Raw genomic sequence first — 23,994 nt, 5'->3', positions numbered from 1 at the left:
TTGGCGTATCGCAACCCGATCCTACCGGAGAACTGCCGGTGACCACCGCAAAGCCGCCCGCCCGCTACGGCGCTATTGGGGGGCGCGCGTCCGGGCGGCTTTGCTCTACCGAGCTACACCACTACCGGGGACACGACCCGACCAGGCACCATATAACCGCGAGTCGCTAAAACATTCGCCTTCTTCCTCGAGTGACACATTAAAATTCTGCATAAAAAGCCGGCCTCGCGGATCGGCAAGCGTGCGCCGCGATACGCTGCGGGTAGGGCTGGGAACGGCGTGCTCACTGCGCCGTTGGCTGAGTCGCTGGTGCCCAAGCCGGCGGAGCGGCCCCGGTCATACCGTCCACCCCTTCGAAGCCGGGGCCGTCTCTCCCTGTTCCGGAGTAAGCGTATGCGTTCCTCGCCCTCGATCGTGCCGCTCGATCGCCTCGATCGCGATATCTATCTCGTCTTGGAAGATTTCGGAGCGCGCGCGGGCTGCGCCTGGCGGGAGACGGACGAGCAGGATACCGACTTCGAGACGCTCATCCGCGATCTGCTTTCTGGCCAATACGCCTATCCGGTCCGCATCGTCGCGTTCAATGCCATCGAGGGTTGGTCTCGCGATGCGACCAGCGAGGTCGCGGACGAGCTGGCTGAGCGCGACGTAGGCGACCCCGAGATGGCGCCGGCGCTGCGTGCCTTCATAGAAGCGAATGCCAGCCGACCGTTTGCCATCCAACTGGCGCTGCCGCTGCGCGGAGCCCCTTGACCATGGCGCATCTGCCCCCCGCCGAGAGGATCGAGCAGAGCTATGACCTTGCCATGATAGCGCTGGCCGATTGTCTCACGCAGGAGCGCGATGCAGCAGCGACGGTCGACCGGCTGATCCGCATTCTCGACCGCGACAGTCTCCGCGAGGCAATTACGGAGGTCCTCGTCAATGCTCGCGTTCATCCTAGGATCCCGGCGCGACCACGACTGTATGGATCTACGACCAGGGCGAGGACCTGAAGGTGTTCGCCAATGAGGAAGCCGCGCGGGCCTGGATTGACGAAAACGATCCGGATGGCGTCGCGTTTGAGTACGAGGTGGCCGGCGTGAACCGTGGCATAGAAAGCGGCCGCCGCTGAAGGTCCTCAAAACAAGGCAGCCCCGGCGTGCCTAGGAGCCCGGGGCCATAACCTCAGCTTCCGGTGCGGCCGGTCGTTCGGTTACGGGAGTTAAGTTAAAAGGAGTTCGGCAGAGCCGCTTTGAGATTGCTCAATGACGACGGAACCTTGGACGGGCGTTCAGTTCGTGTGTTTCCGGAAGCCCGCCGGTCGAGCAAGGCGCTGTCATCAACCTGTGGCATAATCATTGCATAGTCGAACACGGAGTGGGATTTCAGTGCCCGGTCTGAGACAAGAGCGCTGCCGGGGGGACCTTCATTTCGAGCCCGGCGGCGCTCTTTCTTATGCTGTTTAAGCGTTTGAAACCGCGCCAACATGGCGAGGCAACGACTGCACTCCGAAGTTGGCGCGGATCAAGTCCGCACGTCCGCGTCGATATCAACCCGCTGCTGGATCTCGCCCAACTGCGCCCCCGACTTCAAATTTCATCTCAAATCTATGAACTAGTTCACAATTGCTTCTATTCGCGGGGGCGCAAAACTCCAGCTTCAGCGGAGCAATTAAATCATGAGCTATTCAAATGGAAAGCGCGTTCCGCGGCGCATTGTGATTGCCTGTTTGCTCGTCCTATCTGGAACAGCCTTGGTGATCGTGGCGCCCTCCTATCTGAACTTCCGAACCCACACTGCGTCGGACATGGCGTGCGCCGCTGATGGCTACTGCTGACGGATCGGCAGTCCATCACGATCATCGCCAGCGTCGGGCACGACGATATTAGGTCACCTGGAAAATCTCGCTGTAGTGGCGAATATGCGCGAAGGTCCTGCCCGGCGCCTCGGCCTCAGCTTCACCCATCCGGATGCAAACTCTGCACTTGGAACTAGAACGCGGCGCCTGATGGCTCCAAGTGCAGGAATCCCCTTCAGAGCACCCCATGTGGAAAAAGGAAAGGGAATCAGAATGCGCGCACTGATGATCGCATGTATCGTCTCCGCCTCCATCGGCGCTGCTAGGGCCGCTGACACCACGGCAGACAAGACAAAGCAAAAAGACAAGTGCAGCCACATGCTCATGGACGGGCAGTTGGTCGATCTACCCGTTGACGCGAGCGTTTGCGTCCGCTCGCCTGCGCCATACACGAACGAATACGCACTGCTTCACTGCTATCCGCCCCTTCAAGAGGTCGAGCTCGTAAAGCACGGTGATTCCCGCTGTCTTGGAAAGTACGAAAATCGCGAGCGCAAAAATAGGTGACGCAAACCAATCTGTTCGCTCTGGTCCGAGTCAGGCCCAGAAACGTTTCAGAGTGGTTACGCCGCACCAACCGGGTGCCGTGAGGACCGGCGCCGGCGCACGTGGCATCAGCGATTGAGAGCGTGCGGAATTTGATAACGCTCTAGCCGTTCGATGCCCTTCTGAATCTCGCGCTGCGAGAGCCAAAGCTCAAACAAGAAGAGCGAGCCAGCAAGCGCAGCTAAGCCGATACTGAGCCTCATCATTGCGATAAAATGCTCCGCTCGTCTCCAAGGTTCCCTCCAACTTTCGGAGCAAAAACCGGAAACTCAGCGGATCTCATTCACTTAATGATGATGCGAGGTCGTCGCGCAGTGCTCGCGGAGCAGCGCTAATGCTACGGTCTTGCGTGCGGAGCGCTGCAAGAGGACCGTGCCCGAGGCGAACATTCGTCGGGCTCCGGTGTCCTATAGGCACCCGGAGTGACATCCTGGACTACCGGGACGAACTCCAAAGGCTGGCGACCGTGGAGCAGCTGGAAAGTCTCACCACAAAGGATCAGGGGCAAGCTCGATGAGCTCCGCGCCGTGACGGTTACGCGACGACGTCAGCAAGCCTGCTTTTCGTTACTGGTCCGTCGTGAAGCGATGGCACTAGCGGATCATCCGAACCATTTCGCCCCAAACAACACGAAGGTAAGTCATTAGGGGAGTACGGATCTCTGAACTAAAGACAGCTCGCGGGGCTGGTTCAAGCGTTTAAAGGGGCAATTAACCTACTGGGTTGTTAGGTGATTTCAACATCCGCCGGCGACGTGACCATGAGCCACAGTCTCGTCCCACCAGAGATAAAGCAGGAGGTGATTAGAAACTCGCCTGGCGGTGCTCCAGCTAAGTATCGCGACGCCGCTTCAAAGGAGTCGAAAGGGCCAGCAGCATCCCAGATCTCGCCTCCGAGTTGCTGGCTAATCATGATCTCACGTCTTCGTTTCATAGCTTCTGACACTCACGCCCTACGCTAGTCTGCGAACAGGAAAGATCAGGTAAATCGGAATGAGAGGCTACTTTGATGCAATTTGCGCATCAGATGCAGTCTCGACCTAAGCTACATTGTCCGGACACGTGATTTGGCTGATGCTTCGAAGCTCAGCCCCATGCATTTTGATCGGATCAAGCCGCCGCATGGAAACAACACGCTGCCTCGATATCTAGAGAAGCGGTTCGGCTCATGTCCGAACTGAACATTCCGATCATCCCGACAAATTTCACGGTCTGGTTTACATATGTTCTCGGTCGCTCTCCTGCCCTGCGCAAGACGATTGTTGAAAGCGAGAACCCCTGTCGCCGATTTCTAAGCTGACGAAGAGATCAGTAGGTTCGTTGCGACAGAAGGCGCTGAAGCTCGGGATCGGGCTCGGTCATCAGCGGTAGACTTTGCTTCTGATTACATTCGGCAACAGAGAGAGACCTAGCCGAAAGCTAGAAATTGCCACTCATCACACTCCGGCCCCTTTCGCTCAGCGATCGCCCCAGTCGCTCCGGGTGGAACCTTATAGTCGCTTGCGCTTTGGTTCCACCAGCGTGCATAAGTACAGGCGAACGATGTTCAGGTGGTCCAACTCGCCTAACCGAAAGACCCGCGACGACCGGAGATACCTGGAGACGAGAGCTCGTCGCCTCTTGCAGAGTTATCTAACGTCGAGTGAATTGCACAAGCAGCAATACTACCAGGTGATCGCCGGGGCGGCTGCTGCGTGTCAGGCCGGAGTTTCTGATCCGAGCTTAGAAAATGAGACGCTCGCCGAGAAAGTTGTAAAAATCCGTGTTCGGGAAGCAAAGGATGAGCACGATCACTCGGCTGTACTGATTACGGATGCCTACGCAACGGTGGCCATTGCATACCGCCGTGCTGCTGCCGCCTACACAGCTGACAAAGAAATGGAGCAACTAGGGACCGCCGCTGTGCATCTGGTCACGATAGCGAATTCATTTATGAATGCTGAATCGGAGCAGCCAACGACGCACTGATGCGCCGTTCAGTTCCCTCTCTCCCCACGTAACCTTGCGCAAAGCGTTTCTCCTAAGCTGCTCGTAAGGGCTTGCTTGTATCGTTGTCGCCAACAAGAAAGGGTGGGCGGCATGTCGATTGCATTTCGGGTCTTTGTCCTTGTGGTCTGTGCTTACGCCGGTTGGGAAACCCCAAGCATCCAGTTCGGCGAATTTCGAGAGCCTCAGCAGCAAGGGCGTTCTCCAACCGGATAAACCAAGAATGAACAAACCAAAGCTTCACGTCGAAAGTCCGCAACCCCGCCAAGTACAGCGATGCTGAAGATCGAGATCTACGATGCAGCATCGAAGTCACGGACGCCGGCGAGATAGCTACCTCTGCACCGCAGCATGCGTAATAACCATGTTCTCCGTTTTAATCTATCTTTAGCTTTCTGCTAACAATCCCGGTCTCAAGGTCGTCGCCAAAACGGAGGCGTCCTATGCCTTTCATGAGATACTTTGGATTTGTCGGCAGTGCTCTCGTCCTATTGCTGATCGGAGTCGGCTGGTGCTTCCCGCAACAGCCAACAGAACCGATTACCAGTGACACAGAGCGGCCGGCAATCAGGATCACTTCACTCGAGCCGTTACCTGAGCGGGTAGTAATCGACACCAGTTTGCCGACTACTGAGGTGCCGCCGAGCATCAGTGCCGCTCCATCGATAACCACGAGCAAATCCGCTAATCAGGGACCGCAGAGCGCATCTGCTGAATTCGACGTTAGCCCTATCCCAGCAGTTCCAAGGTCAGTTGGCGAGGCCTCCAAGACGAAGCATATCGCAAAACGTCAACCTGCGGAAAAAGTCGCCAAGCATCGAGCAGCGCAGCCGTTGAATATTGTGCCCGCACCAATGGCAGGGGTGCACGGTACGGCGCCTGATACGAGGATGTCGTTGCTGGACACGCTGAAGGAGCGATTGGGGCAAACGCTTTTCAGCTTCAACTGAAGACCGAGCGACCTCAGTTACCAGAAAGTCTCGGGACTTATCTCAAGCCTTTTACCCTCGATGCAATCCAGGCAAGCTTGGTCTGAATGAACCGAAGAAGTCCGGCGCTCGCCCGTCCCCTCGGTCGGCGGCCCCGCCCATATTGAGCGATAGATCCCTGGGCAAAGCTCATCCTCGCTCGCTGACGGGAAAAGCAGGCCACGCTGAGGCCGTTAGATATGTTGTCGCTGTTCGAGCGTCATTGATTCAGCCCAGTTCGGGCCGAGGGCGACGTGACGTTTCGCTGCTGCGAGACAAAGTTGGCTTCCCTGATGGGAGGCACCCCACAGCACGCCGATCTCCGTTCTGTCGAAGGTCCGATCATGCGATTAAGCCTCGCCCGCGGCGGCCGCGCTGTCTGGTCGGGCGAGTTTTAATGTTGGGGGCTTGTTTCGGGGCAGCAAAGAAGAAGCCTTTCTACGCAGGAGGGAAACATGAAAAAATTCACCCTCAGAGTAAGTCGACAGGGTCTTTTGGCGGCTTGCGTTGCTGCCGGTATTCTGGCGCTCTCCAATACGGCCGCTTCGGCAGCCATCGCTTGCAGAGGTGACGTTTGCTGGCATGTTCATACGGGCTCCGCATACCCGCCGCCGCCGACAATTGTCATCCATCCTGACTATTGGAGGCCGCCGACTCCGACCGTCGTTATTCGCGAGCACTGGCGTCCGGTCGAGCGCTTCACCCGAGAGTACATCGTTCGGGACTATGGCGAGCTCGACGATCGAGAATGGTAGTCAGCTCGCAGAACGGACGCCGGAACACCTGCCGTACGTTGCATCGAGCTAGCTCCCGACCATCCCCGCCAGGGTCGGGAGCAAGCGTTCCGAAAAGCTGGCGAGTTCGCTCTCAAGCTGAGCTCGTTTCCGGCCGTAGCGGGACAAAACGGCCGACCGGACGCAGCCGATCGGAAACACGCAGTCTAGCTTCTCCGCGGGAGTTAAGGACCGACCGCGTCGCAAACAACTATCTAAAATCCAAACGCATGACGTATTTGCCGCAGCATAGCCATCGCCGCATCGGTGTACCGACCGTGAGTTAGGTATTGATCCACCTGCGCTGTACTGATCAGCGCAACGACTGCGACCATGAAGCCCTTAAACATTGGGCCTCTCCTACAAGAGACCGCCAACCGGGCGCGTCGAAGTAATAGACTATTTTCAGAATGCCCTGCCGCATATGGCGGCCTGTACGTAATGGTGACACTGACCAGTAACCAAGCCCTTAACCGGGCCGCAAACCGATGCTTTGCTCAATTTCGATAGCGTTCTCTATGCAACTTGCATAGCGCAATACCGGCTGCTCACAATCGGATAAACCTTTCTTAAGCGCTTCGGGGTGAAACTTTGAACACGGACATTCTAGGAAGGGTCGCCCTGGCGCATGGCTGTCATGGCAGCGCTGGTCCGAGTGGGCCTGTGCCGTCCCTCGCGTGTAGCTGTATTTTTCGTAATCGCTTTTTGATCAACGTTTCGACGAACCAACATCAGAATGGCCGACCTGCAAACGATTTGTGACGACGTCGTCATTACTGCGATTTCAGCGGGCGTTAGCAGGGGAGATCTGAGACAAGTCCCTTGTGCCAGAGACTGCCTGACATTTTTGGCGACCTTATTCAGGCCGCACGCAGGGAGGCGGCGCACCTATTTCGAAGCAAATGATTTGGATTGGGGGATAGCAGATAATGAGAGACAATCGACAAGCGAACCGTGTTCGCTTTGAGCACAAGCATATCGTCAGCATCATGGGTGTCGATGGGACATGGCGGCGAACCTGCATTCTTCTCGACGCCTCTGGAAGCGGTGCCAAACTTGAGGTCGAGGGTTCAATCGAGCCCCTGAAGGCGCAGGAATTCTTTCTGGTCCTATCCTCCACTGGTCTGGCATTTCGGCGCTGCGAGCTGATTTGGGTCGATGGGGCTCAGGTCGGCGTTCAGTTTGTCATCGGAAAGGCAAAGGGCAAGGCGATTGCAGAGAAGCGTCTCGTCGGTTCGCAATGAGACAAGTTCGGATTAAGCCATGATCGGCTCCGAGGAGCGATAGGTCTGTTGTCGGGACACGTTTCGAGATGAGCGAGCTGGGGATCATTCAATTCCCAGTTTTAGCCCACAAGACCGGTACGGTTGTCGAAGTCAGCAATCGCACCACCGGCCTGACGGTGCTGTTCGATGGTGCCGCAAGACCGACCGTCCTAGACCAAATCTATATAGCTCTTCTGTCCGAGTAGCCGGTTCGCCTTCTCTGACTTTCGTTCCGAGCCGACAATCCCGATGCTCGTCCGTACTCGCAGTTGGGCCAACGGCGACTTCAACCCGTAAATTCCCCCCAAGCGCCGCACCATGAAAACACCAAAGCCAAAACAATGGACGGACCGCGAGGCCCAGCAATTGTCCAAGCTGGCGCGGACGGGAGCTGGCGTATCGAAGATTGCAGCCGAGCTCGGCCGTCACGCAGGGTCAGTGAGGCGAATGGCGCGAGCGATGGGGATACTGTTGAAGAAGTAGCCGTCGATATCCGGTTCGACCGCCAACATCGGCCGAAGAGCGGATGGGCTCCGAGGTCGCAGATGGGCCAAGCGACCTCGCAACCTGATGGAGGACACCACCGATTGAGCCGTCTGCCCGGTAGATTTCGCTGAGTGTTCGCGACCGACTAGGGCCTCTTTGATTTGGATCAAGGGTCGGCTAACACCTTGGGCACACCCTACATCGGGCTGGATACGGATATGGCACCGAAATCGGCGATCGTGATCGTGCTCGATGACGATGCGTCATTCCTGAAGGGCGTGGCGCGGCTGTTGGCGCTCGATGGCATCGAGGCCGGGACGTTCAGTTCAGCGGAGGCTTTGATTGAGAGCGGGCGCGCGCAGACGGCTACCTGTTTGTTGCTTGACATCAACCTCGGCGGAATTTCGGGGATCGAGCTGTATCGCCGACTTACGGCATCGGGATCGAAGTGTCCTGTCATCTTCATGACGGCGAACGACGACGTAGCCACGCGCCACGAGGCGGTGGACGGAACTGCTCAATGTATCCCGCTGGCAGGTCCCTTTGAGATCGCGCGCGTTGCAGCTTCAAGACGGGCCGCGATCTCGCTCATCCGGCGCGCCAGATCTTGGAGCGTTGTTGGCTGTACTGGGCCGGCGACCCTTGGGGAATTCAGCTCCGTTTGCAGGTGCTTGAACTCTGCTTTGCACCGCTCCAGCTCGGCGAGAAGCATTGCGAGATCATCCATTTGGCCGAATGCGCCTCATTCCGGTGAGCTGGGGCCGTCGTACCAGATCAGGGGCAGGCGCGGCACTTGGGAAATTTACGGGTGGGCCGACCCGCTCTCCGCCGCAGGTCGATGATCCCGAGACACACATCTGGGTAGGAGATCAGCCGGCATTCCTGCTGGGTTGGCGGTTGGCGCGTGGGTACTGCGGCTAGTCTGTGTCTGTGGGTGGGCCCGCTGTCCAGGTTAGATCGGCGTGGCATCGTGGGGTTTTCTTCGCCGATTTTGACCCGAAGCTCACGCCAACCTTGATCTCACGTGACCGTAGTTGCACAATTTGATCTTGTCGTGGACGACATAATGAACAAAGCCATTATTGCTATCGGGCTTGGGCTTGCCCTGTCGGTCGCAGCATTCGCGCAACAGAACTCGGCTAAGGAACAGCTTGTTGGTGCGTGGACGCTAGTCGCTGTTACCAGTGAAATGGACGACGGCCAAAAAGGCGAACCCTTCGGTCCTTCCCCAAAGGGCGTGATGATTTTCTCAGAGGACGGCCATTTCTCGCTTTTCCAATCGCGCGCGGAAATTCCAAAGATTGCGGCAGCACCTACGCGAACGTCGCCGCCATTCCCAATCAGAAAAGAACGATTACTTTGCTAAACTCCGACGAACTAAAATTCGACAATCCCCGAACTCCAAACGGTATGACGCTGCGAACCACTTGGAAGCGCGCAGCGGCGCCGCAGTAGAATTTGAACGGTGGCAATCGCACCCGACATAACGCCACTTTGTAAAAAACCGGAAAAACAACCGGCTGGTTCTCGTCAAATGGTGTCAGAGCGTTGGGCACCAGACGAAAATCGGCCCCGACCAACACGGGGGGCTGGCGGTCGGGGGCCGTCCATTCCAGTGCGCCACAGGCGGCGGTCGTGGGCACACGCGCTGACGTTCGCGTAGCGACAACCCGGTACACCAACTGGCGCGCGCTCTTTCAGGCCGCACCGTGTGGATTGACAACCGTATAGCCACGCAACGATCGCGCGTGCATCCTCGTCGCGTGTCCGCCTGAGTTGGCGTCATACGCCATCCAAATGTCGCCTCCGAGATGCTGTTCTAATACGAAGACGTGCCCACGGCGTGCCGCGACCATTCCGGGCGACGGCGACGTACGCGGAAAGCGTAGCCAGTTGGCTGCGAGGTTTAATTCAGGCACCACACGACCAAACACGCGCAGCGCTGCGCCACAACCACAGAATGCCGCCGGGCAGCCGGGCGGCCGACCCCCGACGATCCGGCTCTCAGCAGGGACACTCATCGCCAAGCTGTTGGCTGCGGTTACCACGAGTTGTTTGGGACGATACGCCTGCAGTGAATACTGCGAAATTCGTTCGCCGCGCGGCTGCGCGGACGAGAAGTCACATGGCATGATCACGTTGCATTCGGGCGCGTGGCCGATGCGGTAGGGTCTTGCTTCCGAACAGATCGAGCTGAGGACAACGAAGAAACACGCAGAAAATACTTGCTTGAACATTGCAGGGCTCCAAAATGAGGTCCTGCCCCGAGTACCAAGCAACAAACAACAATTTGGCCGAAAAGCGGCCAAGGTAACAGCGATCGCGGTCCAATCTCGTCAACCCTCACGGCCAGACGTTGCGACGCTATTGATTAACTCGCAGAGAGAGAGAGCCTTGCACTCGTCCGACTGTCAAGTCTGCTCCGGGGTGACCACCGGCAACGCTCGGATCGAGCATATACTTTCCGCTTCGCGCCCCTGAGCGGCTGCAGGTGTAGATGGAGCCCTAACAAAAGGCCCCGACGCATTCCACGTCGGTCCCTTAAGATGGTCGAGCCGGTTACATCCGCCGTGGCCTCTGATGCTTGATGAGTCGATTACCGCCCACGATCTAGTGCAGAGCGTGGCACAGCGTCCGCAATGAGCAAGGCCGTTTGAACAGTCGTCATAACACGTGCCTCGATGTTAATGCCACGAGGCTCCCGCACCTGGACTGGTTGCTTGGGCAACGATTAAAAGTCGACGGGTTGGTTCGGATCTGCTTACGATCATGAATTGACATTTCGCCGCGGCTCGTGGCTTCCAAAATCTTCATGGCGCGGGTACGTATCAAGAAATTTCTCTGCTCGCGTTCTGGCGTCTTCATCCGTCGGACTGTCGATTTGATAAACCGCCCGAGCAACGCCGGATAAATCGACCACATACGCAACGTACCGCATGGCAGTTCCCAAGTGCCGGAAGCTACAATACGACTCCGCCAACTGTGGCGGCCTTCGTTTCATCTTACTTTCGAACCTTTGACGAACGCCGGCTGGTCATCGAGATTTGCTCTTGGACAACCTGCCGCGCCTCCACCTCGCCTGTTGGCTTAGGAGGGCAGGAACTCTCTTTCGGGGGTTCTCTTGCCAGCCATCGCAGCATTCTAGAACAATTTACGAGGCTCCCAAGATCGACCTATGGCTTAGGAACCAACCGGCGCCGACGGACCCGAATACCCGTTTCGGTTGGAGTTCGTTCCGCAATGGGGACCGGGGCGCCCCCTTCCCCCGGTTTCAGAGAGCCATGCTTGCGCAGGGGTCGAGGCCGTTCCGCGCGACGAGCGCTGCATTCACAAGATCCTCCGGCATCCGTTCTTCAGGGGCTTGCGCGAGGATCTGTAATGGCGCGCCTCACCCCCGCCGAAAATGGTTCGCTACAGAGGAAGTGGCGCAGGCTTGGATTGATGAGAACGATCGGGAGGGCGTCGGCTTCGAGTACGAGGTGATCGGCGCGCCCGCGTGACCTTCATTGGCAAGCCATGTCGCAGAGCCAGCGCGCGGCCGCCCGGCGGATAGGATCGAGAGAACAACCTCTCGCGCCAATTGTGCCGAAACATACAGCCAGCCAGGGCGCGCGCGAAAGCTGCGGCGAGGTCATCCGAGGTTCAGGAAGGAACGTCTAAGGTTGCTCAGCGGGGATGGGCTCCGCCGGAGTAGCATGGATGAAATACAAACTTACACTTGCCGCAATAACCGTTCTCTGTGGGGCGGCATTCTCAACTGCAACGGCATCGGCAATGCCCGTTGCTCCGCTGGGACAATCAAACATCGCGAACGTTGAGAGGGTAGCTCTGGTTTGCGGCCGGCACGAATGCGTCCGAACTCGCCCGGTCTATCGTCCTGCCTATCGCCGCGCGTAGTCGTCGTTCGTCGGCCTTATGCCCATCGGTACTATCGGCGCTACTGATCAGAGGTTTCGTTCACGTAAACTGGAAAACGCATCCGTCAAAACGGCAAGCAGACACAGGCTCCGCTCGATCCGGAGAGGGCGGCGGGATGGGCGAAATCCTTCGCTTGCGCGAGCAGATCAAGAAGGCGGTCGCCAAGCGCAAGAAGAAGATCAGACGGGTCCACTGAATGCCCTGAAGGAATGGACGCTGCAGCAGCCAGTCGCCTAGACCACGACCATGCACCGCGAACTAAAAGAGATACTGATCGGATCGACCGCCATGGGCAATCATTCGTTGGCCGGCATTCGCAGATATCGTTGACGGTATCCTTGGATTTTATCGGGCAACCCTTTTCGCATTCGGCGTCATGCTGGGCTCTGGTCGCTGAACGCCTTCCAGAGAGAACCCGCTCCGGATAGAGGCTTCCCTGACCTTAGCCGCCGACCCGGACCTTCGATTGGTCTCAGAGCGCAGCCTTACATGCGGCCAGAGCGGTGATAATGAATAGGCCGCAGCCGCAACGAACCGCGGCGAGAGGTTGGGTCACCGGTTTGAAAGACTCACCCGATCCGTAGATTTAGGCGAGCGCGGCTAAAGTCTGAGAACCGTCTCTGCCAGCATGCTCACCTCACACCGCGCACAATTGCGTTGCGGAAGAGCGCGCCTGAAGCACTGACGAAATTGCGAGTTGCGGACCGCACCTTGGAGGGATGATCAACAGGTCCTTGAGCGCCATAACTTAGATTCTTTTTCCGCAAGCTGCCGCCATACGATATCCGCACTGGCCATGTTCAATCTTCAAGAGGCTGGTACTTCTATCCAAATGGTTGTGCCGGAAAACTAGAGCCCCCGTTGGGAAGCCCCCCGAGCTGGGGCCTTTCTCTTGTAATGGTGCCGAGTCTTCGGCTCAGACGGCCACCTTGAAACTCAAACGGCCCCACGAGGGGGCCGCCAACCCGCTGATCGGGTTTTCCTCCAGCAGTCGGGGGGCGACCTGTCTGGCTGGGGGCCTCAGACAGACGCGCTGCCAAGCAGATCGTTCCACTTACGTTTGACTACGGAGCCCCACACCGGGGGACGTACGATCGGACGTCGACCTTAATTGCCGTTGTGCTCACCCTAAAGTTGGGATTGGATCATCGCTTTCGGGATTTTTTAATCCGATGGCCGTGCATTTGATTGTGGCGAAACTCCTCAGAGACGAGCTTGCCTTGCGCGGTATCCGATCGCTGACCATCGGCGAATCAGAGGCGATTGCTACCCGCATATTCGAAAGGATTACCGAACTTGAGCTGGAGCTCGCTGCCCGGGACTTCAACTCCACAAGTCCGGACAAACCGACCTGACGAGCGGGTGATGGGCCAGCAGGGGCTTGTCTCGAAGCGCCGCGAACAAGGCCTTACCGCAGTAATTGGCACGCAAAAACCCGCCGGCTCGGGAGCCGGCGGAGTTTGATTGCGATTGTTGGCGATCGGCGGGCACCGATCACTGGATCGAGCTAGCAGAGTCGCCGGCCGAGCGCGAGGCAGCAGGCTTTGATTTTTGACGCTACGAAGCAGGGCTCAGTTGCGCACCGCCTTACCTTGAAGCGCCTGCGCTCCATATGGCTAGGCGACCCTCAGATTTTCAGCGGACATTTTGCCCTTGTTGCTCATTTCCTCGTAGCTCACCCTCGCACCCTCGCTGAGCGTGCTCAGTCCCGCCCTTTCGACGGCCGAGATGTGAACGAAAACATCCTTGCCGCCATTGTCGGGCTGGATGAAGCCGTAACCTTTGGTCGGGTTGAACCACTTTACAGTACCTATCGCCACGCACGTCTCTCCTAAAAAATGAAAACGTCCCAGCTTGCCAGAAGCTGATCACAACGAAAAGAGGCCGGCGGCCCTCGTCCGCACCACGGAAGCTGTTGCGCGAGCGCAACGTCTTCCATGTTCCGCTTTGGAACAGATGTTTTGAGACTCAACCCGCAAACCCAGTTCTGGAATCATCACGCTACCCGCGGCTGGCAGTGAGCGCATCCTGTTGGCAGTGAACGACGCTGAGAGATCGGTTCGCGTCTTGCGCTTGACGTTGGTCACGCCGTCTTTGATGCGCCTTCCATGTCCTTGGCGATGATTCGACAGCAATCTTCCGCATCGCCCTTGCGCCTATGTCGACTGCGCTTCGAACTGCACTGCGCATTCCGCGAACAGACAACTCTCTTGCCCACTGTTCCAGCTTGCTCGCATTAACAGTCACGTTGATCTGCGTCGTTTCGCCTTTGCTAACCTATTAGTTAGTTGACGACTACACGCGATGTGCTAACAGCCGCGCTCAAATCACGTTAATGGAAGCGATCAGTGAGAACAGCGAAGACGAAGAAGATCAAGACGCGTGCTCGCCGCGAATGGACTGCGACTGACCTAAAAGCGCTGAAGGGTCATTCGAAGCAACGGACACCCGTGGTGAAGATATCCAAGCAGATGAAGCGCACCGTTGGCGCCCTTCGTCAGAAAGCCTTGGTGCTGGGCATTGGCTTGGGGCATCAACGCTAACTGCTTTCGGGCGGGTCCCCATTCGTCGGCTCGCGCCGGTTTGGCATCATGGCGGCGGCGCGGTCGCACTCTCGAGATGCGCGCACCGCGAGGCGTGGGAAGAGCCCAATTGTCGCAAGGCGGTCAGTGAAGAGGTACCTCCTCCTAGATTGAACATATTCACTTGCGTCAATGCGCGGCTTTCGATTCTGGTGGATGATACGGTCAAGCCTGCGGCCGCCAATTTCCGGCAGGCTTCTGGCCCCAGCGCGCGCGCCCCCCTGCTAGGAACCTGCCGCTGGGGCCTTCTCACGCTTGCTGTTTCAGCTCGCACGTTGGCACCGCAAGGACACCTGATTACATCGGTCGCGTGACCAGCACCAAGATCCGCAAGCACGAGGCCGTGCCCGACACCGGCAGTTTCGAGGTGTATTTCGACGACGGGCGGCCGGGCATTTTCGTCTATTGGGACGACGTGCCGAGCCGCCGGCTACACCCCCCCAAATCTCGACCCGCGCGCCGCCCTGGAAGAGGCGCGGCAGATCGGGCGGCGCGAGCGGGACAAGCTGCTCCATCAATAGAGCAGTGGAGGCAGCATCACCCTGAGGGAGAATTGGTATTGCTCGGGCCGGTCAATGTGCGATGAACTCGCTCGGCCTGCTCCCTTGTCAAATTGGCCGCAAAGCCCACTTCGGCGCCGATCAGTGCCGGGCCCTTGCGCTCCCGGTCGTAGACCATCCAACCTTTTCCACCTGCGCGAATAACAAATCTGCTCTGCGACGGCACATGGTCATTCACGATCAACGTCCCCGGTTTGCACGTACAGCGCGCAGAGAACCCATTCGCTATGCAACCTGCATTTGCATAGGTTAATACGATCAGGAAAAAGTGGAAAAGGTTGCGCCGCACCCTATGAGCACCTCACCGCCAAGGCGGAACGACAACGGTGACGATCGATTAAGAAGGCGTCGGTCGGAGTTATTGCGTATGCGTCCCTCCGCTTCGATCGTGCCGCGCGATCGCCTCGACCGGGATATCTATCTCGTGCTGGAAGACTTCGGCGCCCGCGCCGGCTGTGCCTGGCGCGAGACGGACGAGCAGGACACCGATCTCGAGACCTCATTGTCGAAGACCAGGTCGGGTTGCCCGGTCTCATGCCTCTTGCCCGGCCAACGAGCACCCATTCGTCTTGCTAGTTGTCTTTCGCACCGATTCGCACCGCGAAAAGGTCACCGTGGTTAGATAGCCCGGCGGCTTCGACCGGCTATCAAACCGTAGACGAAAAGCACGATGATGGCGCCTACGACTGCCCCGACCAGCCCCGCGCCTTCTCCGGGCCGATACCAGCCGAGAGACTGGCCGAGATAGGTGGCAACGAACGCCCCCACTATTCCCAGGATCGTGGTCAGGATGAAACCCGACGGCTCGTTGTCGCCGGGCATGATGAACTTGGCGATGACGCCTGCGATGAAGCCGATGATGATCGTCCAGATGATGCCCATGTCTTTCCTCGACTGTTGCGAAGCTATCCCGCCGTTGGAGCCGGAAGACGTCCGTCAGGCGTGTATTTGTCCACGGCTGTCGGGAGCTCGCGAGACAATCGGTCGAGAATCTCCTGCTGAGACAGACCGGTCTGCTGCTCCAGTTTTTGAAGGACATCCGGACCGATAGCCTGCTGAAGTTCGGGCGGGGTGACTTCGCGGTTTGGCCCTTGATTGATCCAGGATTGGGCCGCCTCGCCCTGTCCGTTCTGCTTGAAACGCTCGAGCAGCTCGCCGATCCCGCCACTCAGCAGCGAACCCACGCCACCGCTGCCCACCAGGCCGTCAAGGTTGCCGAGCAGGCCGCTCAGGGAATCCTTGGCGCCCGCCGGCTGACCGGAGGTCGCATTGCGAAAGATGTCCGCCAGCTTGTCCCGGTTTTGGTAACCGGCGATTGCGAGCATACCCAAGAGGGCGGTCATCGATGGCATTCCGCGGCTCATTTTCGACTCCTGAGTTCGACGATTGGCGAGAAACGCAAGAAAAGGGCGACCCGCCTGGGGCGGGCCGCCCGGTAATTCATCGCACACCGGTACTGTAGAGTTGCCGCTCTTTGCGGACCTCCTCCGCGCCATAAGGCTGGGCGGATGGATCGTAACTCTTCCACCCAGCCTTCTGCCAGGCTGCGCTCCGGTCGCGAAGATTGACGGCGGACTGGTTCAGGATCGCTTCGTATCGCGCCCGGTCCGCATCCGGCACACGGGCTGAAACCAGCGTACCGCCGCGCCTCACACCTTCGGCATAGAGCGGAGCTTCCTCATCGGATACGCCGGCTTGCGTCAATGCCCCGACAACGCCGCCCGTAGCTCCGCCGGCAACGGCACCGAGCGCGGTCGACGCGAGCCACCCGGCCGCCACGACGGGCCCCAGCCCGGGGATAGCCAACAAACCAAGGCCCGCGAGCAAGCCGGCAGCACCACCAACACCTGCGCCGAGGCCCGCTCCCGTAGCCGCACCTTCCGTCCGATCGTCAACCCCGTCGCGATCGCGATCGACCTTCTTGTCCGTGCTGTACCAGTTGTCGGAATTGTTCGCGACGATGCTCAGATCCGAATGCGGCACGCCCGCAGCTTCCAGGTTCGTCACGGCGCGCTGCGCATCGGAGTAGTTATCGTAGAGACGTGAAATCGTAACGGTCATCTTGAATCCCTCTCAATTTTCGCGCCAACCTATTTCGCCGCGTTCACGTTGCCCTGGAAATCCAGACTGACATCGGTCGAGGCGCCGCCTTTGCTGGCCTTTCCGCGCCAAATGCCTTTGTCGTCCTTCTTCAAGGATGTGACGTTACTGTAGCCCGCATCCTCGATCTTCGATTTGGCCTGGCCCTCAGTGAAACTGTTTGCGCCTGCAACCGGCTTGTTGGAGTTTTTCTGATCGGAACTGTTGACCGCATTGTTGTTGGGCCGATCGGTCGCCGGCGGATTTTGCGCAAACGACGGACCCGCCAGAAGCGAAGCAGCCGTCAGCAGCAGAAGAAATTTCTTGTTCATATGGTCCTCCAGTAGTGGCACGGCACAACAGATGCTTGGCTGAGAAGTTCCTCTCCCGGTCAACGGGCTTGGATGGGATCTACTTGGATCGAGGAGAGCACTTTGAAGAAGACGGCGGCGGGCCCCGGCTGCGGCTTGAGCAGTCGGTGTCCTGATCGTCGTCAATCTTTCCGGGCCGGGTGCACAAAACCGAAGTTCTCTGGCAGAGCCGCGGGGTTGCGGGGCACTCGCGCAGATCCCGCGCTGGCCTGTTCGCGTGCTTCATTCCTCAAATGCCTTCGCCACATCTTCTGGCCTTCTCCCATGCGACCTTGAAGCGGCCCTTCGCTTCGTCGAGCGAGCCGGCGTCCCCAAAAGGCGGTCCGGGAAGTGTCACGACGCAGGTCCAGAGCCAGAGCCCGGGAGAGCATTCGGCGGCATAGCAGATGCGGCCGACTAGCTGCCGGTCCTCGTGGACGGTGTAGTCGTCCAGGCCGATCATCCGGAGGGTAAAAGGGATTGTGGCTGGCTGCCGGCTAGGACCTATAGCCGCAGGCTGATCGAATGGTCCCTATCACGCAGAATGCGGCTGGCTTGAGCTGCACGAGAGCGGGACCTACGTGCGCCTCATCAAAGCTGAACGGCACGGATAGAAACGGCCCCAGCACACACCCCTATGTGCCGGGGCCGTTGGAGGTCCCTAGGCGGCATGTCATCGCCAAGAGGTCCCGACACTAGGTGCATCCGGCAATTAGTTCTGTTCACTTTCGGACGCCGCTATATTGTTCCCTCGGGGAACGAGTAGCCGCAATGAAAGACATGCAGGCTCAATTGGAAAAGCTCCGTGCGGATGCGGCCGAGTGCGCCCTCATCCGCGACCTCGCGACCGACCCGAAGAAACGAGAGCTTTTCACTAGGCTGGCCGATCACCTGACGGTTCTCGCATCAGAAGTTGAACGCGCAATCGCGGACAGTGTGAAGCGCATCTGATGAAGGCGGGCTGGCGCGGCATAGCTGCGGGAGAGCCTCCGGGTCGCTTCGTCTCTCACCAGAGCGTCAGCCGATCCAATTGACCAGCTAAACCCCGCAAAGAAAGCTTGGTGTTCGGGAATGTTGGCCGCTGAGCAAAGTGTCTTGTACTCTGCTTGGCAAAATCCCTGTATTAGGCGGCCGTAATCATGTGGCTCCAATTAGTGAAATTCCTGATAGCTGATTGCAATCACACGTGATGACGCGTGAAGCGGCTGGCCCGCTGCGGGTCGCACTCCATAAAGGCCGGCGATGCCCAACCCTAAGGCTAGCGGGGGAGCGGCTCCGGGGCGTGGCTACTTCGACCCGGCTCCCGGATTTGCAGGCGCGGCGGATGGCGCAGTTGCCGGAGAACCGGTGCTCGAGCCGGTGGATGTGGCCGGGTTCGTCGAGCTGCTCTTCGTTGTGGGCGCGCTGGTCTGGTTAGACGCGGTGGTGTGGTTATCAGAGCTGTAGAAAATCGCGGCGATACCCGCGATCATGACAATTGCGACAACCACCCAGGCTATTGGGCTGCTCCGGTAGTTCTGATCTCGACTGTTCATGATCCACTCCTAACCCCGCGAGCAAGAGACCCTGCATCCGCTGCACTAATAATGGTTTGAAAGAAGCTGCCGAGCAGGGACTCAGCAGCCCTCTTTCGTGTCGGACACGAGGCAAAAGGTCACCGACCAGTTGGATCCTGGCTCGCGCCCGGACGAACCCTTTGCGGGCCACCCTGGCCGCTGCTCGTTCCGCCGCTGTTTGCGCCGGCGGCGCTAGCTCCAGCGGGCGCCAGGCGCGTGGGCGAAGCCGATCGAGGCACCCGCAAGCATGGCGCACATCGCCACCGAGAAAATTGTCTTTCGCATATCGTCAACTCCGTTTTGCGGTTGTGTTCGTCAACCGAAGCTAATTGCCGCCCTTCCTAAGAGATGACGCTAAGCTTGATCTGTGCGGCCTTATCGGGCGCCGCTGAGATTTTTTTTGGCGCGCGCCCAACCCGGCTCCAGCAACAGCACCTCGGTTCGTGCAAGCCACGACATACTCATGCTCGGCGAGAGCACTCCGGTCCCCCGTAGGCGCTTGGGCGCGGCGCCCACGGCGCCCGGCTGCCTATCTGGAGCTGTGGGGCATTGGCAGCCGGGCCGAGTGGGCATTCGAGGAAAGCCCACGCGCTCGCTCGACCACGCCGGTGCCGTGCCGTTCCTGCGGAGCGCACGATCATTGCTCCGAGTTTCGGTGGGGCGCTTCCCCGCAGCGCGCCTCCATCACCAACTCCAGCCGGCTCGCGAACCGCACGACGGCCAGAGCGTCCTTGGCCTTTTCCGGACGTCGAAAAAAAGCGGCCCCTGCGTCGGGGCGCGCAGGAGCCGGGGTCAAATACTCCGGTTTGCAGGGGGGCTTGAAGCCGGAGCACCGTGACAACGGCGTGCATTGCCGCTTGTTCCCGACTCGCATAATGCGGCAAAACGCCGATCTTTTCGCAGATGCGTATGGCCTACGAGCTTTGCTTGGTGACCGCCGTCAAGCAGGTCCCATCCGTGGATTGCCGAAGCGGCGCTGAAGAACCGCCAGAAGCATTTTGTGGTCGACGGTGAGGCCGTGATTTTGGGTGTCGACGGCGGGTCCGATTTCAATGCGCTTCACTCGCGCAAGCCATGTGCGCTCGCCGCACAAATCTGGCGTTCGATCTTGGCGCGCCGTATGATGCACCCGTGAGTGCACGCGAGGTACAGCCATGACCACAACGGAAGCCATGAAGCACATCCATACGATCACGAAGGATGCGCATCTGCTCCCCGACAGCCAGCGCCTGCTGGTACTCGATCGGATAATCCAGATTTGCCTGAAGGCATCACTCACTCTGGCCGAGGATGCCAGCCTGTCATCCCAGCGTCCGCCTGTGCATTCGCTGAACTAGACCTGGCGTTCCTCTTCTGGTGGCTCGCTTGGAGCCGGAAGCCCGTACTTCTCTGCGCGCTGCGCCGCGAGCCTGCGATAAGCCTTGGCTTGCTGCTCGAACTGCGCCTTAACCTCCGGGTTGCTTTCCTCGGCGGCCATGCGCTCAAAGGTGAGCGCGTGCTCTAGGTATTCGTTCAGTAGCTTCATCGTGGCTCCCCAATGGGCCCGCCCATCATGCCGCTACATAAATCGATTCAGACGGCTGCCCATTAACCGGAAGACCCCGGGGGAGGCGGTGCATTTTCATTTCGAAGATTTTGAAACCTGGGTGGGCCGCTGTTCCAGAGCAGCGGCCCTTCACTTTAGGACCCTCTGGAGCGGCTTACGCTCAGCCCGCGTCAGGAGGCTTTTCTCAGAAGGGCCTCGCGCTCGGCACCCGCAGGGAGCTGTGCAGCCTGCTTTTTGAGCTTGGCGGCCAGACTTGCCACCCACGACACCCTCCTTGCGCAGCGGTGGATTGCTCCTAAGCGCAAGGAACGTAAGTTCAGTTCCGAACGAGGACGAACTTAGCCTTGCCTCCTGTTACCATGGCTGGCTGCCATCTTCGTTCAACTAGGGTTGAACAAATGGAAACTGCAATTCAGGCGTTACGGCACCTTGCCGACGAATGTGAAAACCGCACCAAGCTCGCTGCTGATCAGGACAACAAAGTCACTCTGATCCTCTTGGCGATGGACTGCCATTGGCTGGGGGGAAAGCTGAGCGGTTCAAAGCGGCTCGCTTGGATAGATCCGCTTGAACTGAGACCAATCTGGTTAGCAGTGTCGTCCATTCAGCCGGCTTGCTTAGTGCCGTTCCCAAAGGTGAAGGGCCGCTGCTCTGGAACAGCCTTCGAAATGAAATGCTCAGCCTGCTAGGGCCTATCGTAAGCTCGCAGCGTAGCGCGCAGAGCAGTACGGATTTCCAGCTCCAAGCTTGCCTCAGCCACCAGAAGAGGAATGATAGCTCTAGTGCAGCGAATGGTGCGAGGGCATGGTGTCGTTCCCGGCCTCAGCGAACTTGCAACACACCTCGACGATCCCCGGCGAGGACCACCCGGCGCTGCTTCTCAGGAAGCAAATGCGCGTCAGTGGCTAGCCCTTGGATCTGCTTCAGGGCTTCCGCCGTGGTCATGGCAGCACCTCGCGTGCACTCAGGCGGCATCATACGGGGCGCGGGTTCGGATGCCAATTTTGACCGGATTCTTTTTGGGCATCTAAGCTAACGCGAGCCCGTTTCCCAAGCGCGGTCGCCGCATCGCTTCTGCTCGACCGGCCGTCAGCGCCCTCCGCGAGGCGGCTTACAGCATCAGCCAAGCCATTCCAGCAATCAGAACCAAAAAACCGGTGAGCGCCGTCACCGCAAACCCATACTCAACTCTGTCCATGACCGCCCCTATACGCACCATCAAAATGATGCCTTACGCCGGGACACCTGAACAGCACATTTGTGAATCGGCCGGGTCAGAAATCGCTCCGCAGTACGAAGCCGCACCAGCGCCTCGCGCTCAGATCAGCACGATCATCGCCGCCGAGACCGCCGCGACCAGGAGAAGTAGGCCCGCGATGATGATGCCGAGCCAGACGACTTGCATGGCGGGCAACTAAGGGCGGGCTGAAAGGTTCCTCGGCGCCACAGCTGCGGCCCGCGGCGGTAGCAAACTGCCGCTGATGGTGGACGCTCATGGCCGCACCAGGATCAGGTCGTCGAGCGAGGCCGTCCGTGTAGCCGTAGCGGTGCTTGATCTCGTCACCGGCCATAAACATCGGCGGCCGGGTGTCCTGGAAGTCCAAGACCATGTGGACCACGACGTATTCGCCCCTCCCATTCGCTGGAGTACTTCGCCGTCGGTGCCACGGTCACGCGGCTGCCGAGCTGGATCTCGCAGACGGCGATGATCTGGCGGAGCAGGCGTCCCGCTTGGTCACCGCGTTCATGGCAGCTCCTACGGCCGCTCGGCCTTGAGCCCCTGGAGGATCCGCCACCACAGGCCGGCGGCGCTCTCGCATTCCGAGACGGGTGGCACGACGTCGAGACCGTGTTTGGGCTGGAGCATGTTGCCGATGGCCTTGTCCTCGGGCCAGCTGGCGCCGTGGTCGAGGCACTTCAGCACGTACGGCGAGGGCAGCTCGACTTGGTTCTTCATCGCGTCGAGAAGCTCGTACTGGAAATCGAGCGCGTCCTGCAGCTCGCGACGGAGCTGGTCGGGCGACAGTCGGTTGATGTAGTTCTCGTCGACCCACTTGCTCATAGATGATCTCCAAGGTTCCGCTGAAACTCGCGCAGGAAAGCGTTGGCATCGTCGAGGTCGGCCGGCAACTTCGTTGCCCTACAGCGAGGTCCGGCGGATCATGCGCCGGTCGTTGCCGAGCTGCTCAAGATCTTTAGTTTAGCTCGCCGAGGTTTTGCAGGTGTTGCGTCATGTGCCATTTGTGGAATTACGGATTTCATAGCAACCGAGGCGTTCGCGCAGGGGCACAACTGCCTGCATCAGGCGGGGTTACGCGCAAGATTTTGTCGCAGGTTGATGGACATGTCCCGGGTTATGCGACGATCATCATGGATGTGACCACAGAGGCGGGGGTGCCCGTTGCACGTCATACGCATCCGGGCATCGAGTCGAGCTACGTCCTGGAGGGAGGACGAGGCGAGGCCAAGGCGAGTACGGACAGGCAGCCTATTGCCAAGATCGTCTTCATGACCCTTCTCCGAGTTGCTTGTATCCGGAGATCAAGTCGCCTGGAGGAGGGCCGTTCCGGACCGGATGGCCGATGCTCGCTGATTACCGCGTACGCACGCACCCCGCTTCCCAGACGCCCCCTCGCCCATCCTTGATTCAAAAGACCCGCTCGATCGGCCGACCGGATCGGGGATGCGGGAACGGTCCAAAGCTTCGGTAGTTCGCAGAATGGCATCAGATGTGAGGTTTCGAGGAGGATTCAGTTGCGAATACTCGTCGTCGAGGACGACCTCCTCATACGCGAATTCGTCGTGGAGGCTCTGCGGGAGGAGGGCTACGAGGTCATCCACGCGGCCAATGGCGAAGACGCGCTGGAATGGTGCGGGAAGCGGGTCGCCGACGTGCTCGTCACCGACGTCAGGATGCCAGGGCGCGTCGACGGCTGGCAGATCGCCGAGCGTTGCCGCGAGCAGGATCCCGACCTCCCGGTGATCTACACGAGTGGCTTCTCGCCCGTCGCGCCGCGCCCCGTGTCCGGCAGTCTGTTCCTGCAAAAGCCCTATGATCCCGCGGAGATCGTCAGAGCCGTGAATACCATGGCCAGGCGAGCTTCGCCGAGTTGAGGGGAGAGCCGTCTGGGGAGATCAGTCCAACGCTAATGCGTTGTCTGTTGGCCTTCGATCATGCGTCTGGATTCGCGCGACCAGACGACTCGAAACGGGCGGCTCCCGGCAGCTGCGGCCGGTAGGCGGAAGCGAGCAGCATCAGAAACAGCGCGCGATCTGCTTGGTACTTGGCCGCCACCCGACTGCCCTCCGCCCCCTGCATGACCGGACGGCCCTCAGTCGTGCAGAGACACCATTGAAACGTGCGGCGGCGTTGGCTCAGGTGAATCTCAAAAAGCGGGAGCTGATGCGGCATGACTCTCGTTTGTCTTTGCTTGGCGGCCGAGGTTCAGTGTTAATGAAAAAGGCTTTGATAGCTCTAGGCATTGGAGATAGCTTCGTATCCGGAGCTCGGATTCCTGCTCGGTTGCACGGAATGCGAGT

General features: G+C 59.1%; 27 protein-coding genes and 1 pseudogene. 17 read left to right on the top strand and 11 right to left on the bottom strand.

What is annotated here, in order from left to right:
- The first annotated feature begins 393 nt into the window (after window positions 1–393).
- From AC0L2O_RS34940 to AC0L2O_RS34915, 6 genes are all read left to right on the top strand, one after another.
- Window positions 394–753, top strand: coding sequence for a hypothetical protein (locus AC0L2O_RS34940; RefSeq protein WP_027520159.1), 360 nt, complete (start codon window positions 394–396; stop codon window positions 751–753).
- A 2-nt stretch (window positions 754–755) separates the two neighbouring features.
- Entirely contained in the window at window positions 756–995 is a 240-nt protein-coding gene (locus AC0L2O_RS34935) for a hypothetical protein (protein WP_027520160.1), read from the top strand.
- Window positions 996–2,053: 1,058 nt separating this feature from the next.
- Window positions 2,054–2,347, top strand: a complete 294-nt coding sequence (locus tag AC0L2O_RS34930; RefSeq protein WP_027520161.1) for a hypothetical protein — start codon at window positions 2,054–2,056, stop codon at window positions 2,345–2,347.
- 1,658 nt (window positions 2,348–4,005) lie between these two features.
- Entirely contained in the window at window positions 4,006–4,353 is a 348-nt protein-coding gene (locus tag AC0L2O_RS34925) for a hypothetical protein (RefSeq protein WP_473372947.1), read from the top strand.
- A gap of 461 nt (window positions 4,354–4,814) precedes the next feature.
- Entirely contained in the window at window positions 4,815–5,321 is a 507-nt protein-coding gene (locus tag AC0L2O_RS34920) for a hypothetical protein (RefSeq protein ID WP_156949096.1), read from the top strand.
- 473 nt (window positions 5,322–5,794) lie between these two features.
- Window positions 5,795–6,094, top strand: a complete 300-nt coding sequence (locus AC0L2O_RS34915; protein WP_473372946.1) for a hypothetical protein — start codon at window positions 5,795–5,797, stop codon at window positions 6,092–6,094.
- Window positions 6,095–6,327: 233 nt separating this feature from the next.
- Here the strand turns inward: AC0L2O_RS34915 and AC0L2O_RS34910 are convergent, their stop codons facing one another.
- Window positions 6,328–6,462, bottom strand: a complete 135-nt coding sequence (locus AC0L2O_RS34910; RefSeq protein WP_256379220.1) for a hypothetical protein — start codon at window positions 6,460–6,462, stop codon at window positions 6,328–6,330.
- A gap of 576 nt (window positions 6,463–7,038) precedes the next feature.
- Here AC0L2O_RS34910 and AC0L2O_RS34905 point away from each other — a divergent pair.
- The 4 genes from AC0L2O_RS34905 (at window position 7,039) to AC0L2O_RS34890 (ending at window position 9,229) form a co-directional block, all read left to right on the top strand.
- Window positions 7,039–7,356 carry a PilZ domain-containing protein gene (locus AC0L2O_RS34905; RefSeq protein ID WP_156949097.1) on the top strand — a complete coding sequence of 106 codons (318 nt, stop codon included), beginning with the start codon at window positions 7,039–7,041 and terminating at the stop codon, window positions 7,354–7,356.
- Between the two features lie 68 nt (window positions 7,357–7,424).
- Window positions 7,425–7,583: a hypothetical protein gene (locus tag AC0L2O_RS34900; RefSeq protein ID WP_473372945.1), complete on the top strand. Its 159-nt coding sequence runs from the start codon at window positions 7,425–7,427 to the stop codon at window positions 7,581–7,583.
- 465 nt (window positions 7,584–8,048) lie between these two features.
- Entirely contained in the window at window positions 8,049–8,705 is a 657-nt protein-coding gene (locus AC0L2O_RS34895; RefSeq protein ID WP_369721306.1) for a response regulator transcription factor, read from the top strand.
- Between the two features lie 224 nt (window positions 8,706–8,929).
- The gene (locus tag AC0L2O_RS34890; RefSeq protein WP_156949099.1) at window positions 8,930–9,229 is read left to right on the top strand and encodes a lipocalin-like domain-containing protein; all 300 of its coding nucleotides are present in this window, start codon (window positions 8,930–8,932) and stop codon (window positions 9,227–9,229) included.
- Window positions 9,230–9,560: 331 nt separating this feature from the next.
- Here AC0L2O_RS34890 and AC0L2O_RS34885 read toward each other — a convergent pair whose 3' ends face one another.
- The gene (locus tag AC0L2O_RS34885; protein WP_198034901.1) at window positions 9,561–10,100 is read right to left on the bottom strand and encodes a hypothetical protein; all 540 of its coding nucleotides are present in this window, start codon (window positions 10,098–10,100) and stop codon (window positions 9,561–9,563) included.
- 2,853 nt (window positions 10,101–12,953) lie between these two features.
- Between AC0L2O_RS34885 and AC0L2O_RS34880 the strand changes: the two genes are divergently transcribed.
- Window positions 12,954–13,136 carry a hypothetical protein gene (locus AC0L2O_RS34880; RefSeq protein WP_027520166.1) on the top strand — a complete coding sequence of 61 codons (183 nt, stop codon included), beginning with the start codon at window positions 12,954–12,956 and terminating at the stop codon, window positions 13,134–13,136.
- A gap of 261 nt (window positions 13,137–13,397) precedes the next feature.
- On the opposite strand, the gene AC0L2O_RS34875 is transcribed toward AC0L2O_RS34880, so the two are convergent.
- Window positions 13,398–13,601, bottom strand: a complete 204-nt coding sequence (locus AC0L2O_RS34875) for a cold-shock protein (protein WP_027520167.1) — start codon at window positions 13,599–13,601, stop codon at window positions 13,398–13,400.
- A gap of 528 nt (window positions 13,602–14,129) precedes the next feature.
- Here AC0L2O_RS34875 and AC0L2O_RS34870 point away from each other — a divergent pair.
- Window positions 14,130–14,324, top strand: coding sequence for a hypothetical protein (locus AC0L2O_RS34870; protein WP_027520168.1), 195 nt, complete (start codon window positions 14,130–14,132; stop codon window positions 14,322–14,324).
- A 576-nt stretch (window positions 14,325–14,900) separates the two neighbouring features.
- Here the strand turns inward: AC0L2O_RS34870 and AC0L2O_RS34865 are convergent.
- The 6 genes from AC0L2O_RS34865 to AC0L2O_RS34840 form a co-directional block, all read right to left on the bottom strand.
- Complete coding sequence (locus AC0L2O_RS34865; RefSeq protein ID WP_198034942.1) at window positions 14,901–15,101, bottom strand: hypothetical protein; 201 nt, start codon at window positions 15,099–15,101, stop codon at window positions 14,901–14,903.
- 440 nt (window positions 15,102–15,541) lie between these two features.
- Window positions 15,542–15,805 carry a GlsB/YeaQ/YmgE family stress response membrane protein gene (locus tag AC0L2O_RS34860; protein ID WP_369721305.1) on the bottom strand — a complete coding sequence of 88 codons (264 nt, stop codon included), beginning with the start codon at window positions 15,803–15,805 and terminating at the stop codon, window positions 15,542–15,544.
- Between the two features lie 23 nt (window positions 15,806–15,828).
- Window positions 15,829–16,287 carry a YidB family protein gene (locus tag AC0L2O_RS34855; protein WP_473372944.1) on the bottom strand — a complete coding sequence of 153 codons (459 nt, stop codon included), beginning with the start codon at window positions 16,285–16,287 and terminating at the stop codon, window positions 15,829–15,831.
- Window positions 16,288–16,363: 76 nt separating this feature from the next.
- Complete coding sequence (locus tag AC0L2O_RS34850) at window positions 16,364–16,984, bottom strand: general stress protein (protein WP_369721303.1); 621 nt, start codon at window positions 16,982–16,984, stop codon at window positions 16,364–16,366.
- A 29-nt stretch (window positions 16,985–17,013) separates the two neighbouring features.
- Window positions 17,014–17,334, bottom strand: coding sequence for a hypothetical protein (locus AC0L2O_RS34845; protein ID WP_369721302.1), 321 nt, complete (start codon window positions 17,332–17,334; stop codon window positions 17,014–17,016).
- A gap of 268 nt (window positions 17,335–17,602) precedes the next feature.
- Window positions 17,603–17,815, bottom strand: coding sequence for a hypothetical protein (locus AC0L2O_RS34840; RefSeq protein ID WP_369721300.1), 213 nt, complete (start codon window positions 17,813–17,815; stop codon window positions 17,603–17,605).
- A gap of 308 nt (window positions 17,816–18,123) precedes the next feature.
- Between AC0L2O_RS34840 and AC0L2O_RS34835 the strand changes: the two genes are divergently transcribed.
- The 3 genes and pseudogenes from AC0L2O_RS34835 (at window position 18,124) to AC0L2O_RS34825 (ending at window position 20,245) form a co-directional block, all read left to right on the top strand.
- On the top strand, window positions 18,124–18,303 hold the full coding sequence (locus AC0L2O_RS34835; RefSeq protein ID WP_369721299.1) for a hypothetical protein: 180 nt from the start codon (window positions 18,124–18,126) through the stop codon (window positions 18,301–18,303).
- Between the two features lie 1,548 nt (window positions 18,304–19,851).
- Window positions 19,852–19,980, top strand: a pseudogene (locus AC0L2O_RS34830) (ATP-dependent DNA ligase); the annotation flags it as partial.
- An 82-nt stretch (window positions 19,981–20,062) separates the two neighbouring features.
- Window positions 20,063–20,245 (top strand): hypothetical protein, encoded by a 183-nt coding sequence (locus AC0L2O_RS34825; protein WP_027520172.1) that lies wholly within the window; start codon window positions 20,063–20,065, stop codon window positions 20,243–20,245.
- Here AC0L2O_RS34825 and AC0L2O_RS34820 read toward each other — a convergent pair.
- Window positions 20,242–20,433, bottom strand: coding sequence for a hypothetical protein (locus AC0L2O_RS34820; RefSeq protein ID WP_027520173.1), 192 nt, complete (start codon window positions 20,431–20,433; stop codon window positions 20,242–20,244). The two genes, AC0L2O_RS34825 and AC0L2O_RS34820, sit on opposite strands and share 4 nt — an antisense overlap.
- A 1,777-nt stretch (window positions 20,434–22,210) precedes the next feature.
- Window positions 22,211–22,516, bottom strand: a complete 306-nt coding sequence (locus tag AC0L2O_RS34815; protein WP_027520174.1) for a hypothetical protein — start codon at window positions 22,514–22,516, stop codon at window positions 22,211–22,213.
- Window positions 22,517–23,208: 692 nt separating this feature from the next.
- On the opposite strand from AC0L2O_RS34815, the gene AC0L2O_RS34810 reads away from it, so the two are divergent.
- Both AC0L2O_RS34810 and AC0L2O_RS34805 read left to right on the top strand, forming a co-directional pair.
- Window positions 23,209–23,568: a response regulator transcription factor gene (locus AC0L2O_RS34810; RefSeq protein ID WP_027520175.1), complete on the top strand. Its 360-nt coding sequence runs from the start codon at window positions 23,209–23,211 to the stop codon at window positions 23,566–23,568.
- 238 nt (window positions 23,569–23,806) lie between these two features.
- The coding region (locus tag AC0L2O_RS34805) for a hypothetical protein (RefSeq protein ID WP_473372943.1) at window positions 23,807–23,994 on the top strand (188 nt) is incomplete at its 3' end.

This window comes from Bradyrhizobium sp. Kon10, from assembly GCF_055807395.1.
Note: the sequence above shows the minus strand (reverse complement) of the source record. Positions and strands in the feature narration are given on the sequence as shown.

Coding starts and splice junctions, on each gene's coding strand:
- AC0L2O_RS34880 (WP_027520166.1), top strand. CDS start 12,954: ATGGCCGTGCATTTGATTGTGGCGAAACTCCTCAGAGACGAGCTTGCC.
- AC0L2O_RS34835 (WP_369721299.1), top strand. CDS start 18,124: ATGAAAGACATGCAGGCTCAATTGGAAAAGCTCCGTGCGGATGCGGCC.
- AC0L2O_RS34910 (WP_256379220.1), bottom strand. CDS start 6,462: ATGTTTAAGGGCTTCATGGTCGCAGTCGTTGCGCTGATCAGTACAGCG.
- AC0L2O_RS34855 (WP_473372944.1), bottom strand. CDS start 16,287: ATGAGCCGCGGAATGCCATCGATGACCGCCCTCTTGGGTATGCTCGCA.
- AC0L2O_RS34900 (WP_473372945.1), top strand. CDS start 7,425: ATGAGCGAGCTGGGGATCATTCAATTCCCAGTTTTAGCCCACAAGACC.
- AC0L2O_RS34935 (WP_027520160.1), top strand. CDS start 756: ATGGCGCATCTGCCCCCCGCCGAGAGGATCGAGCAGAGCTATGACCTT.
- AC0L2O_RS34840 (WP_369721300.1), bottom strand. CDS start 17,815: ATGATCGGCCTGGACGACTACACCGTCCACGAGGACCGGCAGCTAGTC.
- AC0L2O_RS34850 (WP_369721303.1), bottom strand. CDS start 16,984: ATGACCGTTACGATTTCACGTCTCTACGATAACTACTCCGATGCGCAG.
- AC0L2O_RS34940 (WP_027520159.1), top strand. CDS start 394: ATGCGTTCCTCGCCCTCGATCGTGCCGCTCGATCGCCTCGATCGCGAT.
- AC0L2O_RS34825 (WP_027520172.1), top strand. CDS start 20,063: ATGACCACAACGGAAGCCATGAAGCACATCCATACGATCACGAAGGAT.
- AC0L2O_RS34845 (WP_369721302.1), bottom strand. CDS start 17,334: ATGAACAAGAAATTTCTTCTGCTGCTGACGGCTGCTTCGCTTCTGGCG.
- AC0L2O_RS34915 (WP_473372946.1), top strand. CDS start 5,795: ATGAAAAAATTCACCCTCAGAGTAAGTCGACAGGGTCTTTTGGCGGCT.
- AC0L2O_RS34820 (WP_027520173.1), bottom strand. CDS start 20,433: ATGAAGCTACTGAACGAATACCTAGAGCACGCGCTCACCTTTGAGCGC.
- AC0L2O_RS34930 (WP_027520161.1), top strand. CDS start 2,054: ATGCGCGCACTGATGATCGCATGTATCGTCTCCGCCTCCATCGGCGCT.
- AC0L2O_RS34815 (WP_027520174.1), bottom strand. CDS start 22,516: ATGAGCAAGTGGGTCGACGAGAACTACATCAACCGACTGTCGCCCGAC.
- AC0L2O_RS34860 (WP_369721305.1), bottom strand. CDS start 15,805: ATGGGCATCATCTGGACGATCATCATCGGCTTCATCGCAGGCGTCATC.
- AC0L2O_RS34920 (WP_156949096.1), top strand. CDS start 4,815: ATGCCTTTCATGAGATACTTTGGATTTGTCGGCAGTGCTCTCGTCCTA.
- AC0L2O_RS34885 (WP_198034901.1), bottom strand. CDS start 10,100: ATGTTCAAGCAAGTATTTTCTGCGTGTTTCTTCGTTGTCCTCAGCTCG.
- AC0L2O_RS34890 (WP_156949099.1), top strand. CDS start 8,930: ATGAACAAAGCCATTATTGCTATCGGGCTTGGGCTTGCCCTGTCGGTC.